The organism is Pseudomonas sp. NPDC086251, from assembly GCF_044746405.1.
Classification (GTDB): domain Bacteria; phylum Pseudomonadota; class Gammaproteobacteria; order Pseudomonadales; family Pseudomonadaceae; genus Aquipseudomonas.
The window spans coordinates 51,967-67,097 of sequence record NZ_JBIVBY010000021.1 but is presented as its reverse complement, the minus strand read 5'-3'; the positions used below and the strand labels follow the sequence as shown (position 1 = coordinate 67,097).

Annotated in this window: 14 protein-coding genes, 1 tRNA gene and 1 pseudogene; 11 read left to right on the top strand and 5 right to left on the bottom strand. The window is 58.3% G+C overall.

Annotated elements, in window-relative coordinates:
* The 5 genes and pseudogenes from purC to ACIPL2_RS23035 all read left to right on the top strand — a co-directional run.
* Positions 1–684: phosphoribosylaminoimidazolesuccinocarboxamide synthase (gene purC / locus ACIPL2_RS23055; protein WP_401360086.1), on the top strand; the 684-nt coding region annotated here is incomplete at its 5' end.
* An 84-nt stretch (positions 685–768) separates the two neighbouring features.
* Positions 769–858: transfer RNA gene (locus ACIPL2_RS23050), tRNA-Ser, on the top strand.
* A gap of 413 nt (positions 859–1,271) precedes the next feature.
* A pseudogene (locus ACIPL2_RS23045) lies at positions 1,272–1,466 on the top strand (hypothetical protein).
* Between the two features lie 125 nt (positions 1,467–1,591).
* Positions 1,592–1,777: a hypothetical protein gene (locus tag ACIPL2_RS23040; protein ID WP_401360084.1), complete on the top strand. Its 186-nt coding sequence runs from the start codon at positions 1,592–1,594 to the stop codon at positions 1,775–1,777.
* A 136-nt stretch (positions 1,778–1,913) separates the two neighbouring features.
* On the top strand, positions 1,914–2,249 hold the full coding sequence (locus ACIPL2_RS23035; protein ID WP_401360081.1) for a hypothetical protein: 336 nt from the start codon (positions 1,914–1,916) through the stop codon (positions 2,247–2,249).
* Positions 2,250–2,288: 39 nt separating this feature from the next.
* Here ACIPL2_RS23035 and ACIPL2_RS23030 read toward each other — a convergent pair whose 3' ends face one another.
* The gene (locus ACIPL2_RS23030; RefSeq protein ID WP_401360078.1) at positions 2,289–2,885 is read right to left on the bottom strand and encodes a cupin domain-containing protein; all 597 of its coding nucleotides are present in this window, start codon (positions 2,883–2,885) and stop codon (positions 2,289–2,291) included.
* A 159-nt stretch (positions 2,886–3,044) separates the two neighbouring features.
* On the bottom strand, positions 3,045–5,006 hold the full coding sequence (locus ACIPL2_RS23025) for an FAD-dependent oxidoreductase (RefSeq protein ID WP_401360075.1): 1,962 nt from the start codon (positions 5,004–5,006) through the stop codon (positions 3,045–3,047).
* 215 nt (positions 5,007–5,221) lie between these two features.
* On the opposite strand from ACIPL2_RS23025, the gene ACIPL2_RS23020 reads away from it, so the two are divergent.
* The 4 genes from ACIPL2_RS23020 (at position 5,222) to ACIPL2_RS23005 (ending at position 8,252) form a co-directional block, all read left to right on the top strand.
* Positions 5,222–6,271, top strand: coding sequence for an ABC transporter substrate-binding protein (locus ACIPL2_RS23020; protein WP_401360072.1), 1,050 nt, complete (start codon positions 5,222–5,224; stop codon positions 6,269–6,271).
* A gap of 303 nt (positions 6,272–6,574) precedes the next feature.
* A complete protein-coding gene (locus ACIPL2_RS23015; protein ID WP_401360069.1) occupies positions 6,575–6,766 on the top strand; it encodes a YegP family protein in 192 nt (63 codons plus the stop codon).
* Positions 6,767–6,915: 149 nt separating this feature from the next.
* Positions 6,916–7,833, top strand: coding sequence for a LysR family transcriptional regulator (locus ACIPL2_RS23010; protein ID WP_401360066.1), 918 nt, complete (start codon positions 6,916–6,918; stop codon positions 7,831–7,833).
* Between the two features lie 53 nt (positions 7,834–7,886).
* Complete coding sequence (locus tag ACIPL2_RS23005) at positions 7,887–8,252, top strand: 5-carboxymethyl-2-hydroxymuconate Delta-isomerase (protein ID WP_401360064.1); 366 nt, start codon at positions 7,887–7,889, stop codon at positions 8,250–8,252.
* A gap of 3 nt (positions 8,253–8,255) precedes the next feature.
* On the opposite strand, the gene ACIPL2_RS23000 is transcribed toward ACIPL2_RS23005, so the two are convergent.
* From ACIPL2_RS23000 to ACIPL2_RS22990, 3 genes are all read right to left on the bottom strand, one after another.
* On the bottom strand, positions 8,256–9,191 hold the full coding sequence (locus ACIPL2_RS23000) for a LysR substrate-binding domain-containing protein (protein WP_401360062.1): 936 nt from the start codon (positions 9,189–9,191) through the stop codon (positions 8,256–8,258).
* A gap of 98 nt (positions 9,192–9,289) precedes the next feature.
* Positions 9,290–10,207: a DMT family transporter gene (locus tag ACIPL2_RS22995; protein ID WP_401360061.1), complete on the bottom strand. Its 918-nt coding sequence runs from the start codon at positions 10,205–10,207 to the stop codon at positions 9,290–9,292.
* Positions 10,208–10,222: 15 nt separating this feature from the next.
* A complete protein-coding gene (locus tag ACIPL2_RS22990; RefSeq protein ID WP_401360060.1) occupies positions 10,223–11,407 on the bottom strand; it encodes a cyanate transporter in 1,185 nt (394 codons plus the stop codon).
* A 511-nt stretch (positions 11,408–11,918) separates the two neighbouring features.
* Here ACIPL2_RS22990 and ACIPL2_RS22985 point away from each other — a divergent pair.
* A complete protein-coding gene (locus ACIPL2_RS22985) occupies positions 11,919–13,301 on the top strand; it encodes a glutamine synthetase family protein (RefSeq protein WP_401360058.1) in 1,383 nt (460 codons plus the stop codon).
* A 168-nt stretch (positions 13,302–13,469) separates the two neighbouring features.
* Entirely contained in the window at positions 13,470–15,119 is a 1,650-nt protein-coding gene (locus ACIPL2_RS22980) for a phosphoethanolamine transferase (RefSeq protein ID WP_401360056.1), read from the top strand.
* The last annotated feature ends 12 nt before the right edge of the window (positions 15,120–15,131 follow it).

Here is a 15,131-nt window from a genome sequence, read left to right as displayed (position 1 = left end):
AAAGCCAAATCGGTTTTCAAGACCGACGACGCTGACCGCTTGATCCTGCTGTTTCGCAACGACACCTCGGCGTTCGACGGCAAGCGCATCGAGCAGCTCGACCGCAAAGGCATGGTGAACAACAAGTTCAACGCCTTCATCATGCAGAAACTCGAAGCAGCCGGCGTGCCGACTCAATTCGACAAACTGCTGGGTGATAACGAATGCCTGGTGAAAAAACTCGACATGATCCCGGTCGAGTGCGTCGTGCGTAACTACGCCGCCGGTAGCCTGGTCAAGCGCCTGGGCGTCGAGGAGGGCATGAAGCTCAACCCTTACACTTTCGAACTGTTCCTGAAGGACGACGCCAAGGGCGACCCGTTCATCAACGAATCCCACGTCGTGGCATTCGGTTGGGGCACTGCCGAGCAACTGGTTCGCATGAAAGAACTGTCGCTCAAGGTCAATGAAGTCCTGAGCAAACTGTTTGACGACGCCGGCCTGCTGCTGGTCGACTTCAAACTCGAATTCGGCGTGTTCTCCGACGGCTCCATCGTCCTGGGCGACGAATTCAGCCCGGACGGCTGCCGCCTGTGGGACAAAGCCACTGGCAAGAAAATGGACAAGGACCGCTTCCGCCAGGGCCTCGGTGACGTCATCGAAGCCTACGAAGAAGTCGCCAATCGTCTGGGCGTACCGCTTTAATCGACGCAAGCATCTGATAGCACGGAAAAAATTTCGCTTGGGGGGTTCGCTTCCGGCAAAAGTGTTGTTATGATGCGCGCCGTTGGAGAGATGCCAGAGTGGCCGAATGGGACGGATTCGAAATCCGTTGTACCTTCACCGGTACCTAGGGTTCGAATCCCTATCTCTCCGCCATTACATAGAAAAAGCCCCGTAGCTGAAAAGTTACGGGGCTTTTTTGTTTCTGGTGCAATCGCACCTTTTTGGCTTCTTGGTAGTTTGTTATCCCGCTGAGTCACATTCATCTACTCGCTGAGCGTCACCTCTTCCGCCGCGACCATCTCCCTCATCAGCTCAACGCTCGTATCGATCGATTCCACCACGCCAGCATTCAGGTCGACATCCTTTATCGCCAGCGCAATGGGTATACCCCTTTCGCAACTCTCCGATCTTGCCTACACAGTCCACAGGAATCGCCTGCTATCCGGAAATTTATGGATAGGAAATAGTGACGGACTGAACGCAATGCACGACCGGAAATGGACGATGGATGCCCGACAGCGTTCACCGGCTTTGCAGAAAGCAGCTAAAACGCGAAGGGATGATTGATGTTACAAAACGACCGCGACAATCTGGAGCTAGATAAACTACAGGTCGAAATTTGAAAATTCTTGGCTGAGACTCGCAAACTAACGGCTGAAGAAACCAAGCTAAAGCAGGAAGCCTTCTGGTACCCGTTCGCAGTGGGAGCGGGTATGGTTACCGCAATCGTCGCTGTTGCAGGCTTTTGGACAAAGTTCTGAGCGCTGGGTCGTGACAGCACGGCCATTCCATCAGCGACTCGTGAGTTTTGGCGTCTTGCGGCACAAATTTCTAACAAAGGTGCATGTACGACACAAGTCCCGTGCTCCCCCAAGGAAGACGCAACATGGCCACACCACATAGAAATCAAGACAGCATAGAGCAATTACACCGTGAGGTAGCTGCTTTGGCAGAAGAAATGCGCAGCCCTGCTCCTACCGCAATCCGTACCACTTTGGTTCCGTTCAGCATCGGTGCTGCGTTGGCACTGACCCTCTTTATCGCCGTCGCATTAGTGGCGAAATTGATATGATCCCTCTCGCACCCCTCGCTCACATTGAAAAGCCCCGCAGCTGAACAAACTGCGGCGGCTTTGTCGTTTCTGATGGCTCAACCAGCTCATTAGCTATCATGCATACAGAGCAAATCACCGGATGACGGGGAAATGCATGAACAGGTGGCGACGGATTTGGTTGATTGTGAAGCTGATGGCAGCCGTTGCGGCGTGCCTGACGGCTTCTATCCTGGCGTTCCTCTACATGATGGAAAGCCCCGACGCCGATCAAATTCACCCGTTGAGCATCGTGGTGGTGGGGCTGATCTTTGGTTTCATCGTTTTTGGACTGCTTTCCCTGATTGATTGGGCTGTGGGCGCTTTGCTGGCTATTTCTGATCCGGTCATCCCCCAACCTCGAGCAGAAGTTGATAACGAGGCGGGGCTATCACCGGATCAGCCATTGAGCCTGCCTGCCGATGATTCGACTCAGCAGAAATCAGCGAACTGACTTTAGTCAGCTTTCGGAAGTGGATTTTTCACCAAGCGTTCAAAACGAAGGCGGCGTTATCACCCAAATCACCACCGCATCCACCTCCCCAGGGTTCCCATACCGATGCGGTTCCTGGCTGGAAAAGCTGAAACTGTCCCCTTCACTCAGCTGAAAATGCCGATCCCCCACCCACAGCTCAAAACTCCCCGATAGCAAATATCCAGCCTCTTCACCTTCATGGCTGTAACTCTGCTGGCTATAAGTCCCTGGCGGAAACCGTGAGTGCAGCATTTCTAGTTGACGATTCGGCTGTGGCGTCAGCAGGTGATCCACAATGCCGTCTTCGTAATGCACGCTCATCCGGCTGTTTTTACGCACCACGATGCCGTCGTCTTCGGGCGCCGTTTGCGCCTCGCTGGCAAAGAACCACTGAATGGTCACGCCCAGACTGCGGGCGATATTGAACAGTGCGGGAATGGAGGGATACGCCAGGTTGCGTTCAAGCTGGCTGATGTACCCTGCCGTCAGCTCGCTCATCTGCGCCAGTTCCGCCAGCGTCATGCCCCGACGTTTGCGCAGGCCACGAATGCGTGTGCCGAGGAAGTGTTGTTCGGCGCTGCCGGTTGCGGGCCGTTCCGTGCTCTTATTGCTCATGGTGATTTCCGAACCGGGTCGAACGTGAACCTCGTAGGAGCGAGCTTGCTCGCGATGAATTCAGCAACACCGCGCTTACCCGGTAAGCACGCATTATCGTTGACGATCATCGCGAGCAAGCTCGCTCCTGCAGGAAAAGGTCCCGGAGTATAAACAGCCTTAAAGCTCCCAGGCGACTTTCAAACCTTCGTAGATGGCTTCTTCGGCGGTGCGTGGCGCGAGGCAGTCGCCGATGCGCCGGAACGCAACCAGGCCTTGCAGTTCGGCGCCCAGGGTGTCGACTGGTTGATGGCCTTGGCAGAGTACCAGCGTGTCGATGTTTTCAAACAACATCGGTTCGCCGCTGGCGGTGTGTTGCAGGTAGACGGTGTTGTCGTCGCACCCATACAGTCGGGCATAGGGCGTAATCGGGATGCCCAGTTTGTGCAGTTCGCCCGCCAGTTGATCGCGCACGTACAAGGGCAGGTTTTCGCCGCAATGGGTGCCGTTGACGGCCAGTTGTACTTGATGCCCGGCGCGCACCAGACGTTCAGCGATGCCGGGGCCGATCCAGTCGCAGCGCCAGTCGACCACCATCACAGAACGGCCGATCTGCACCTCATCGCGCAGCACCTGCCAGGCGTCCACCACTTGCAAGTCACCGCCACGCTCGAACGCTGGCCAATAAGGTTCGGCGCCGGTGGCGACGATCACCATATCGGGTCGTTCGCGTTCCACCAACACGCGGTCGACGCGGGTGTTGCGCACGACGCGTACGCCGGCCAGTTCCATTTCGCGTTGCAGGTTGGTGCTGGCACCGCCGAATTCGGCGCGCTTGGGTAAGAGTTGCGCGAGCAAAACCTGGCCGCCGAGTTGCGAGCTGGCTTCGTAAAGGGTCACCTCGTGTCCACGTTGGGCTGCCACGGCAGCGGCTTTCATCCCGGCCGGACCGCCGCCGGCAATCATGATGCGTTTGCGCTGGGTTGCCGGTTGTCGCTGGCCGAAAATCAACTCACGCCCGGTTTCCGGGTGCTGGATGCAGGAAATCGGCAAGCCTTTGTGGAAGTGGCCAATGCACGCCTGATTGCAAGCGATGCAGGCGCGCACATCTTCGACGTGGCCGGTGTCGGTTTTGTTGGGCATTTGCGGGTCGCAGATCAACGCACGGGTCATGCCGCACACATCCGCCTGGCCGCGCGCCAGAATCAGTTCGGCTTCCTGGGGTTGATTGATGCGTCCGGTGACGAACAGCGGAATCGACAGGCTGGCCTTGAACGTGCCGGCTTCCCTGGCCAGATAAGCTGCTTCGATCGCCATCGGCGGCACGATATGCACCGCGCCACCCAAGGACGCTGACGTTCCGGCGACGATATGCACGTAATCCAGCAGCGGTTGCAGTAATTGCACGGCGGCCAGGGATTCATCCTCGGTCAACCCTTCGGGATCGCGTTCATCAGCGGATATGCGCAGGCCGATAATGAACTGTTCATCGGTGTTGGCGCGCACGGCGGCAATCACTTCGCGCAGGAAGCGCAGACGCTGTTGCAGATCGCCGTTGTAGCCATCGGTGCGCCGATTGACCCTCGGGTTGATGAATTGCGCCGGCAGGTAACCATGACTGGCAACCACTTCCACGCCATCGATCCCGGCCTGATACAGGCGCCGGGCAGCAGCGCCATAACCGGCGACAATCTCATCGATCATCGCCTGATCCAATGCGCGCGGCATCACCCGAAAACGTTCGTTGGGCACCGCGGAAGGCGAGTACGCGACGGCCAGCAGCCCATCGCTGGACTCCATGATTTCCCGCCCGGGATGGAAGATCTGCGACAGCACCACCGTGCCGTGAGCGTGGCAACTTTCAGCGATTTTTCGATAACCCTCGATGCAGGCATCGTCGGTCGCCATCAGCACATGCGAGGTGTACCGCGCGCTGTCATGCACCCCGGCCACTTGCAGCACGATCAAGCCGACACCGCCTTCGGCTCGCGCGGTGTGATAGGCGATCAGTTGATCATTGACCAGATTGTCGGTGGGCATCGACGTATCGTGACCGCTGGACATGATGCGGTTTTTCAGGCGCTTGTCACGCAGCTGCAAGGGTTCGAACAGGTGCGTAAAAGCGGGGGACGAGGTCGGCATGGGACGGGTACTCCAGGCAGGCTGAAGCCGAAAGGCCGGCTTTTCGGCGTTGTTATTATTTGCCTATAGAAATTTACCCGTAGTAAAAAATCAACTTGTTTTTTTACTGTGGCTCGAAGTAGATTCTTTTGGCGCCCGCACCTGGGGCGAACCTCACAACAATAAAAAGGGTCATGCGGCGTTCAGTCGGGTGGCACCTGCAAGAGGAACCACTGATGAAATCGAATACGCTCAAGCACGGTTTTTATCCCTTGCTGCTGTCCCTGGCCATCGGCCTTGGCACCGCGCAGGCAGCGCCAGACATGGTGGTGGTGGGTTACGGCGGCGCCGGACAGAAAGCCCAGGATGTGGCGTTCTTCCAACCGTTCAGCGTCGCGGATCACAGCAAGCTGATCCAGAGTGAATACAACGGCGAGATGGCCCGGATCAAAGTCATGGTCGACACCGGCAACGCCGATTGGGACGTGGTGCAGATCGAAGGCCCGGACTTGATGCGCGGTTGCGACGAAGGCCTGTACGAAAAACTCGACTGGAAAAGCCTGGGGCGCGTCGAGCAGTTGATCCCGGATGCGGCGCAGGCCTGCGGTTCGGCGGCGCTGGTGTGGAGCGTGGCGATTGCCTACGACACGCAGAAGCTTGCGCAGGCCCCGACCTCGTGGGCCGACTTCTGGGATGTGAAGAAAACCCCAGGCAAACGCGGGCTGCGCAAACGCGCGGTGTACAACCTGGAATTCGCCTTGCTGGCTGACGGGGTGAAGGTCGAGGACGTGTATTCAGTGTTGAACACGCCGCAAGGTGTCGACCGGGCTTTCGCCAAACTCACTGAACTCAAGCCCTACATCCAGTGGTGGGAAGCCGGCGCGCAACCCGCGCAATGGCTCATGGCGGGCGACGTGGTGATGACCTCGACCTACAGCGGGCGCGTCGCCGCCGCAGCGCAAAGTGGTAGCCACCTCGGGTTGGTCTGGCCGGGCAGCCTGTATGGCATGGATTACTGGGCGATCATCAAAGGCTCGAAACACGTCGATCAGGCCAAGCGCTTTATCGCCTTCGCCAACCAGCCGGATGCCCAGGTCAAGTACGTTGAGCAGATCCCTTATGGCCCGACCAATACGGAAGCGGCGGCCAAGCTCGATAGCAAACTCGCTCAATGGGTACCCACTGCACCGCAGAACCTGAAAGGTGCGCTGTCGATGGACGTGGCGTTCTGGGTCGATCACGGCGAAGAACTCGAAGAGCGGTTCAACGCCTGGGCCAGCAAGTAATCGCCATCGGCTGGACGTTTCAACGCGTCCAGCCGATACCCTTCATTTTTCGCGATTCCCCTGAGGTTTTGCGTGGGAACAGACAGCGTCCTGGCGTAAGAAAAATAAGCCTGTTCACAAGAAAAGTTACTCATCCAAGTCACTCAATTTACCCACCCCTGTATCCATTGGTCGTCCCACGAATTAACGGTTTCCCCCCGACATATCCCCTGACATTCAAAGACCTCGCCACCCAAAATCCTCATCTACTCTGGTTTCGCAGGTCACTGATCTGCCGTCATCAGCAATCGCAAGGAGCGATCAATGTATTTTGAGATTTACAGGCAAACCCGTGGCACCTCACAGACTGGCAAGGGCCAATGGCGGTGGCGTTTGAGGGCGGGGAACAATGAGACGATTGCCAGCGGGGAGTCTTACGTCAACAAGGCTGATTGCGTGCATGCCATCAGTTTGATCAAGGGCACTCAGGATCAGACCCCGATCAAGGAAATCTAGGTTGCAGGCCGTGAAGCTGCTCAGTCAGAGCAGCTTCGTTTCAACCGGGCGGTCCGTATTTGGATTAAACGCTATCTGCTTGAGTCGCATAGACGCCGATTGCAACAGCTACCTAAACTGTCAGCAGTTTTGGGGAGTAGGGGCAGTAGATGAATCGCAATGAACTACGCAAGGCCGATATCAACCTGATGGTGGTGTTTGAAACGCTGATGCTCGAACGCAACGTCACCCGGGTGGCGGAGAAGCTGTTTCTCGGGCAACCGACCATCAGTTCGGCACTCAATCGCTTGCGCACGATGTTCAACGATCCGCTGTTCATTCGCGTCGGCCATCGCATGGAGCCGACAGCGCGGGCCGAGGAGATCATTCGGCACCTGTCGCCGGCCCTGGATTCGTTGTCGGTGGCCCTGAGCCTGACCCATGATTTCGACCCCGCCAGCAGCACCATGACCTTTCGTATCGGGCTGTCGGACGATGTCGAGTTTGGCCTGTTGCCGCCGTTACTGCGTGCCTTGCGCCAGGAAGCGCCGAACGTGGTGTTTGTGGTGCAGCATGTCGATTACTGGCGGATTCCGGACTTGCTGGCGTCCGGCGATATCACGGTCGGTATCAGCCAGACCCGCGGTCTGCCGGCCAACGCCAAGCGCAAGCTGCTGCGGCACATCCTGCCCAGCGTATTGCGTGCCGACGCCTCGGACACGCCGCTGACGCTCGATGAATATTGCTCACGGCCGCACGTGCTGGTGTCCCACACCGCCAACGTCAGTGGCTACGCTGACGAGTGGCTGGCTGATATCGGTCGGACGCGGCAAGTGGTGCTGTCGGTGCCGCAATACAGCTCGCTGCCAGCCTTGCTCGCCGGAACCGACCTGATCGCCAGCCTGCCGGATTACACGGCTGAAGCGATGGCGGCCTCCGGACTGCTGTTCAAGGAACCGTTCCCGTTCAAGACGCCGACCCTGGATTTGTCCATGGTCTGGCTCAGTCATGTCGACACCGACCCGGCCGAACGCTGGTTGCGTTCGCGTCTGGAAGCGTTCATGAGTGAGCGTCCAGTGCTGCCATAGGGCCGCGCCGTGTTATATCTTCGACCTTTCCACCCCCTTACAGGAGCAATGCCATGCCTCACGTGCACATGGAATACACCCACAACCTGCCGGGTCTGAATGCCGACGTGGCATTGATCCGGATCAACAATACGCTGGTGGCTTCCGGTCAGTTCGCGGCGGAGAACGACATCAAGAGTCGAGCGGTGAAGGTTGAGACGTTCAAGGTCGGTACTGCGTTGGGAGAACGGGCGTTCGTGCATGTGAAACTGGCGCTGTTGAGCGGTCGCTCGGCGGAAATCAAGAAGCAGTTGTCCGAAAGCCTGCTGGCGGTGGTACAAGACCTTTGCGAATGGCCGACGGGCGTTGAGGTCCAGCTGGCCGTGGAAATCCTCGACATCGATCGAGAGTCCTACGCCAAGGTCGCCATCAACCACTGAGTGTCAGGTCAGTTCCTGCTCGGTGCAGGCCTTGACCACTTGCTCGCGCAGCCAGGTGTTGGCGCTGTCCTGATCGACGCTTTGGCTCCATTGCATGTCGAGGGTGAAACCCGGCAAGCCATTGGGCGCTTCGCAGTGATTGAAGATCGCCTCGTTGGCCAGCAATTGCTGGATGCGCCGGGGTAAGGTCAGGATGAAGTCAGTACCAGTGATCATCTTCAGCGCCGCGCTGTAGCTGTTGGCGCGCGCAATGATCTGGCGCTTTTGCGCCTGTTGCGCGAGCCAGCCGTCGACCATATTGGTGGTGGACGTCCAGGGTGTCGGGAACACATGCCGGCGTTCGACGAAGGCTTGCAGGCTTAAGCGCGGCTGCAGCGGTGTGGCGCGTTTGTCGAACACGCACACCAGGTCGTCCTCCAACAGCAGTCGGGATTTGAAATCGCCGTGGCTGCGATGGAAATTGGGGCCGAAGCAAATCACCAGGTCGAGGCTGCCGTCGCGCAGATCGTCGGCCGGGATATCGGTTTCGAACTTGTGCATGTTGATCATCACCGACAGATCAGCAGCATCGAAGCGCTTCAACAGGCGCGGCAGGATCAACTGTTCGAAGTATTCCGGTGCGCAAATGTTGAACGTGACCGGCTGCAAGGCCGGATCGAATGCTGGCGCCCCGGCGTGGCACAGATTGATGCTTTCGAGGATTTTCAGCACGTGGGTGTACATGGTGCCGGCTTTGTAGGTCGGACGCATACCCGCGCGGGTGTTGATGAACAACTCGTCTTCGAAACTGGTGCGCAGTTTTTTCAGGCAGTAACTGACGGTGGACTGACTGACGCAGAGCGTCTCGGACACACCGGTGACGCTGCTTTGCTCATACACGGCGATAAACACCATGAGGTCCTGCATATCGAGCTTTCTTAGCAAATTACTGTTCAGCATCCGTTCCGTTCTCGCTGCGTTCCTTGCGCTGATGGTGCGCAATGTTGTGCGAATGATCCTAACGGAACGATGGTGCCAGGAGAATGCCTTGCAGGCATTCAGTCCCGGACGGTTGCAAACACCGCGCGCCGGCTAGACATCAGCAGGGCCAGCATACCGATGCCTACCAACAATGCACCGATGATTTCCAGCGGCAGCGGCGACTGACGCAACCAGACCCAGTGAAACAAGGTGATGAACAGCGTGCTCAAGTAAATGTAGGAAATCACCGAGGACGGGGCGATCACGCCGATAGCACGATGCAGCAACCAGAAGGTCGCCAGCGTGGCGAACACGGCCAGGTAGATCAGCCAGTAGAAATCATTCAGGGTCAGCAAAGCCGCCGAGCGCCAGCCGCCGCTTAATCCGCAGAACAGCAACAGAAACAGCGCGCCGAACAGCATGTTCCAGAAGGTCATGCCTACCGGACCACGATCCTTGAGGCTGTTGGCCTTGAGCCGCTGACTCAGGGGTGAATAAAGCGCCATCGCCAGGCAACCGACGCCATACACCGACACCGCGTAGAGCGATGGCAACTCGCCCGGTCCTGCGCCTTTCAGAACCAGCAATACCGCTCCGGCAGCAGCAACCAGCATTGGCAGCGCCCGCTGCTTGAGGTTGCTGTCGGGCATCAGGAGCGCTTCGAAAAGCAGGGTCAGCAACGGCACCAGGGTGAACATCGTCCCGGTGTTGACCGCCGAGGTGTAGCGCAGCGCTTCGAACAACGAGCCGAAATACACCGCCAGCAACAAGCCGAGTGCGGCATGGCCGAGCAGTCCGCGTGCAGTCATGCCGGTATCGCCCTTGAACAGCAGCAGGGGCAAAAACACCAGGGCGCAAAACAGCAGGCGCAAACCGGTCAGCAGGATCGGGTCGATGGCCTGGCTGACCTGCGCGGCGGCTGGAAATGAGGCGGCGATCAACACGGCCCAAAGCAACATGCCCAAGTGCGCGGCGGCGAAACCGGTGTTTTTCATGGTCGGGGTTCCGGGTTATTGAATGTGCCTGGCGTAGTGCCGGGGATCGAAGCGCAGCACCATCAGGATCATCAGCGCCATCACGCCGGTCAGCGACCACCAGGCCCATTCGAAGCTGCCGAGCTGATCGCGGATCATCCCGGCAAGCAGTGGCGAGAGGCCGGCGATCAGGTAACCGATGCCTTGCACGAATGCGGTCAGGCCACCGGCGCGCCGGGGATTGTCCAGATGATCCAGGGACACGATCAGGCTCATCGGGAACAACCCGCCAATGCCCAACCCCAGCAGGCACGGCCACAGCAGGCTCAGGTGTTGCGGGCTGAGTATCAAACCGCAGAAGCCGGCCATGATCAGCGTCAGCAACACCACCAGCACCCAGCGTCGGTCACGGCTGCGATTGGCGATGGCCGGCGTCAGCAGGCCGGACAAGACTTCCATGGCCGTCAGGAAGCCCAGCAACAAACCGGCGTTTTGTTCGCTCCAGCCCTTTTCCACGTAGTACGGCGCTAGCCAGGCCAGCACACAGGTGTAGGACGCCGTGCCGAGGCCGAAGAAGATCGCGAGTAACCAGGCGCGGGAATTGTTGAAGAAGGACGCGTTCCCTGACGTTTTCGAAACCGCTGCCGGCATCGCCGAACGCTGGACGCACCAGAACAGCAGCGCCACCACGGCAAGCACCGCCCAGATCGACAACCCCACGCGCCAACTGCCCGTGCGGCTCATCACCAGTGGCGCGAAGGAGGCCGCGATCGCCGCGCCGCCCATGATCGACGTGACGTAAAGCCCCATGCACACGGAAACGTTGTCGCTGAAACGGGATTTGATCAACGCTGGCATCAACGCCTGGATCAGCGCGATACCGATCCCCGCCAGGACGGCGCTGAGGATCAGTTCGGCCGCCGAATCGAGAAACAGGCGCGACACCGTCGCTACTCCGATGATCAATAACGAGAGCACCACGGTGCGCTGTTCGCCGAGGCGCTGGCTGACGCTGAGGCCGAAGAACATCGCCAATCCCATCGCCATCACCGGCAGCATGGTCAGCAACGAGGCCAGGCTGAAACTCAGCGCAATGTCGCCACGCATCGCCGACAGCAAAGGCCCGACTGCAGCCATGGACGGGCGCAGGTTCAGGGCGACGAGGATGATGCTGAACATCAGCCAGAGGGCAGGGCGGGTGGTTGCGCGAACGTTTTCCATCAATCGGACCTTGAATATTAAGGAGCCGATTAGGCGCGCCAGGCCGGCAGGGCCGCAAACCAGAAAGTCGAGGGTGGTATTTAGAAATTAAATAGATGAGGCGCACCACATATCCAATGTGGGAGCGGGCTTGCTCGCGAAGGCGGTGCATCAGTCACCATGAGTATCGACGGGCACACCGCCTTCGCGAGCAAGCCCGCTCCCACATTAGATTTAGGTGGGCTATGGAATGTTTAGCCAACCCACACCCAAAGTTCTTCAAATCCCGATTTAACGCCTTAACCGCCCGTGTGACGCTGCTGCTCATCTGTTTGCTGCGGTCTTCTCTATGGACGATTGTCCAGTCGCACTTCCCTCCGAATTAGCCTTTTGGGCGCTGTGGCACTGCCGTCACGCGCGCCCACCGGATGCCTGCATTTCCCGTTGATAATTCCTACAGGTCCCGCGCTGCGCGTGGGATCAAAGCGGCGGCGCCTGTGCGTTTGCCTGACGCGGAAATAAGAGAATACCCATGAGTTTTGCCACGACCTCCTTCGCCACGAAGCAAGAAGCCCTGACCTTTCTTGAACAGAACCCGGATATCGAGATGTTCGAGTTGTTCATCCTCGACAACAACGGCGTGCCTCGGGGCAAGTTGCTGCATCGCGATGAGTTGCTGGCGGTGTACGAAAGCGGACGGCCATTGCCGAGCACGATTCTGGGCCTGACCATCAATGGCGATGACGTGGAAAATTCCGGGCTGGTTTGGGATGTGGGTGATATCGACTGCCGGGCCTACCCGATCAGCGGCAGTCTGACGCGCATGCCATGGCGCTTGATTCCTACCGCGGCGGTGCAAGTCAGCATGCACCCCAAGGAAGGCATGCCCGCGACCATTGCCGACCCACGGCATCTGCTGGCGAAAGTGATTGAAGGCTTGCAGGCCGACGGCTATTACCCGGTCATGGCGGCGGAGCTGGAGTTTTACTTGCTGGATCAGCAGCGCGACAGTAATGGTCGACCGCAACCGGCACGGGATGTCGACGGTGGGCGACCGAGAAGCACTCAGGTCTACGGCTTGCGTGAACTGGAGCAGATCGAACCGTTCCTGGCCGATCTCTACAGTGCCTGCAAACTCCAGGGCATTCCGGCGCGCACGGCGATTTCCGAATACGCGCCGGGGCAAGTGGAAATTACCCTCGAACACCGCACCGATGCCCTACAGGCAATGGACGAAGCGGTGCGCTACAAACGATTGGTCAAGGGCGTGGCGCATAAGCACGGGATGACCGCGTGTTTCATGGCCAAACCCTTCGACGACCTAGCGGGCACCGGGATGCACATGCACGTCAGCCTGGCGGACAAGGACGGCAACAATCTGTTTGCCAGCGAAGCCGCGGACGGCACGCCACTGCTCCGGCAGGCGGTCGGCGGCATGCTCGGCACCTTGCTCGATTCGCTGCTGCTTTTCTGTCCAAACGCCAACTCGTACCGCCGTTTCCAAACGAATAGCTATGCGCCGTTGGCGGCCACCTGGGGAGTCGACAACCGCACCGTGAGTTTGCGCGTACCCGGCGGGCCGGCGTTCTCCCGGCATATCGAGCACCGCATCTGTGGCGCCGACGCCAACCCGTATCTGGCGGCTGCGGCGATCCTGGCCGGGATTCATCGCGGCATACGCGAACAACTCGACCCTGGCGCGCCGGTGGAGGGCAATGGTTACGCCCAGGCCACGGAACTGTTGCCGACGGACTGGTTGACTACGTTGCGGGCGCTGGAGGGTTCGAGTTGGGCGCGGGAGGCGTTCGGCGCTGAGTTCCTCGGCGTGTACCTGGCGGTGAAACGTGCCGAGTACCGACAGTTCATGGGCGAGGTAGGTGAGCAGGATTGGCGTTGGTACCTGAACCAGGCCTGAACCATTCTCAAATACATACGAAGTTTTGGCTTAATGCCATGAGCCAACTAATCGTTGGCTTCTTTTTCACAAAAAATTGATGGAAGGCTACCTACCATAAGTGCTGTCGCGGTAAATGAAATTTTCACATTTACCGAGGGCACTTCTTTTCAGGAACAGCCGATCATCATGTTGAAGATTAAAGCCGTGCGCCCCGAGTGGGTGACACTGATTGCCAGCGCCTTGTTATTAGTGGGTTTCAATTTCGTCCTCTGGCAGCACCTGTTCGAAATCACGGCGTCTGACGGCAAAGGCTTGGTCATGCGCGTGGCGTTCGGGGTGATGATCCTGGCGACCTTCAATATTGTCCTGACCCTGCTGGCTTTCCGGCCGGTGATGAAACCGGTCCTGACATTGATCTTTATGGTCAGTGCGGGCGTGGCGTATTTCATGGGTCAGTACGGTGTTTTGATTGACACCGGCATGTTGCGTAACTTTGCACAAACCAATGCCACGGAAGTGCGCGACTTACTCTCGGTCAAGTTGCTTGTTTATATTGTTGTTCTCGGAGTTATACCGTCCTGGTTGTTGTGGAAAACACCGGTTAATTACCGTCGTTGGCACCGTGAACTACTCAGCAAAGTGCTCGTGACCGTGGCATCGGTTGCGGTAATCGGTGGTGTCGCACTGGTTAACTACCAAGGCTTGTCTTCGTTGTTTCGCAACCACCATGAGTTGCGCCTGATGGTGGTGCCCAGCAACTACATCGGCGCGTCGGTCGGCTATCTGCGTGAACAGGTCGTCTCGGCCCGGCAACCCTTTGTCGCCATTGGCGTAGATGCCCAGAGAAACCCCGCCTGGCAAACCCACGGGCGTAAATCCCTGACCGTGCTGGTCGTGGGCGAAAGTGCCCGGGCCGAGAACTTCGGAATCCTCGGTTATAACCGCGATACGACGCCGAAACTGGACAAAGAAGCCGGCCTGATCGCGTTTACCGATGTGCATTCCTGCGGCACCGAAACGGCGGTCTCGGTACCGTGCATGTTCTCCAATATGGGGCGCAAGGATTACAACGCCAGCAAGGCAAAGAACGAAGAAGGCTTGCTGGATGTGCTCAAGCGCGCCGGTCTTGAGGTGATCTGGCGTGACAACCAGTCGGGCTGCAAAGGCACTTGCGATCGGGTGACCCTCGACGACGTCAGTAACCTGAAGGACCCGGTGTTGTGCGCCAACAGCGAATGCCGCGACGAAATTCTCCTGCAAGGCCTGCAGCACTTCATCGACACCCTGGATAAAGACACGGTGCTGGTGTTGCACCAGATGGGCAGTCACGGGCCGGAGTACTTCAAGCGCTACCCGAAAGAGTACGAACGCTTTACCCCGGTTTGCGAAAGTAATGCGCTGAACAATTGCAGTCGCGAAAGTATCGTCAACGGTTACGACAACACCTTGGTGTACACCGACCATGTGTTGTCGACCCTGATCGATCTGTTGCGCAGCAACCAGGACAAAGTCGACACCGCGATGCTTTATCTGTCGGACCACGGCGAGTCCCTGGGCGAGTACAACTTGTTCCTCCATGGCACGCCTTACATGCTGGCGCCGGAGCAACAAAAACACGTGGCGATGCTGGCGTGGTTCTCCGACAGTTATCAAAAGTCCTTCTCGGTGGACACGCATTGTCTGCAACTGAGTCGTGACAAGCCTTTGAGCCAGGACAACCTGTTCCATTCGATGCTGGGTTTGCTGGAGGTCAACAGCAAGGTCTATAACCAGGATCTGGATATGTTCGCCGGGTGCCGCGGCGCCACGATCGATGGCGTGTTGGCCAAAGAGTGAACGCTTCGACCT

Excerpts from the sequence above, each read along its gene's own strand:
- ACIPL2_RS23040 (WP_401360084.1), top strand. The coding sequence starts at position 1,592 with ATGGCCACACCACATAGAAATCAAGACAGCATAGAGCAATTACACCGT.
- ACIPL2_RS23035 (WP_401360081.1), top strand. The coding sequence starts at position 1,914 with ATGAACAGGTGGCGACGGATTTGGTTGATTGTGAAGCTGATGGCAGCC.
- ACIPL2_RS23030 (WP_401360078.1), bottom strand. The coding sequence starts at position 2,885 with ATGAGCAATAAGAGCACGGAACGGCCCGCAACCGGCAGCGCCGAACAA.
- ACIPL2_RS23025 (WP_401360075.1), bottom strand. The coding sequence starts at position 5,006 with ATGCCGACCTCGTCCCCCGCTTTTACGCACCTGTTCGAACCCTTGCAG.
- ACIPL2_RS23020 (WP_401360072.1), top strand. The coding sequence starts at position 5,222 with ATGAAATCGAATACGCTCAAGCACGGTTTTTATCCCTTGCTGCTGTCC.
- ACIPL2_RS23015 (WP_401360069.1), top strand. The coding sequence starts at position 6,575 with ATGTATTTTGAGATTTACAGGCAAACCCGTGGCACCTCACAGACTGGC.
- ACIPL2_RS23010 (WP_401360066.1), top strand. The coding sequence starts at position 6,916 with ATGAATCGCAATGAACTACGCAAGGCCGATATCAACCTGATGGTGGTG.
- ACIPL2_RS23005 (WP_401360064.1), top strand. The coding sequence starts at position 7,887 with ATGCCTCACGTGCACATGGAATACACCCACAACCTGCCGGGTCTGAAT.
- ACIPL2_RS23000 (WP_401360062.1), bottom strand. The coding sequence starts at position 9,191 with ATGCTGAACAGTAATTTGCTAAGAAAGCTCGATATGCAGGACCTCATG.
- ACIPL2_RS22995 (WP_401360061.1), bottom strand. The coding sequence starts at position 10,207 with ATGAAAAACACCGGTTTCGCCGCCGCGCACTTGGGCATGTTGCTTTGG.
- ACIPL2_RS22990 (WP_401360060.1), bottom strand. The coding sequence starts at position 11,407 with ATGGAAAACGTTCGCGCAACCACCCGCCCTGCCCTCTGGCTGATGTTC.
- ACIPL2_RS22985 (WP_401360058.1), top strand. The coding sequence starts at position 11,919 with ATGAGTTTTGCCACGACCTCCTTCGCCACGAAGCAAGAAGCCCTGACC.
- ACIPL2_RS22980 (WP_401360056.1), top strand. The coding sequence starts at position 13,470 with ATGTTGAAGATTAAAGCCGTGCGCCCCGAGTGGGTGACACTGATTGCC.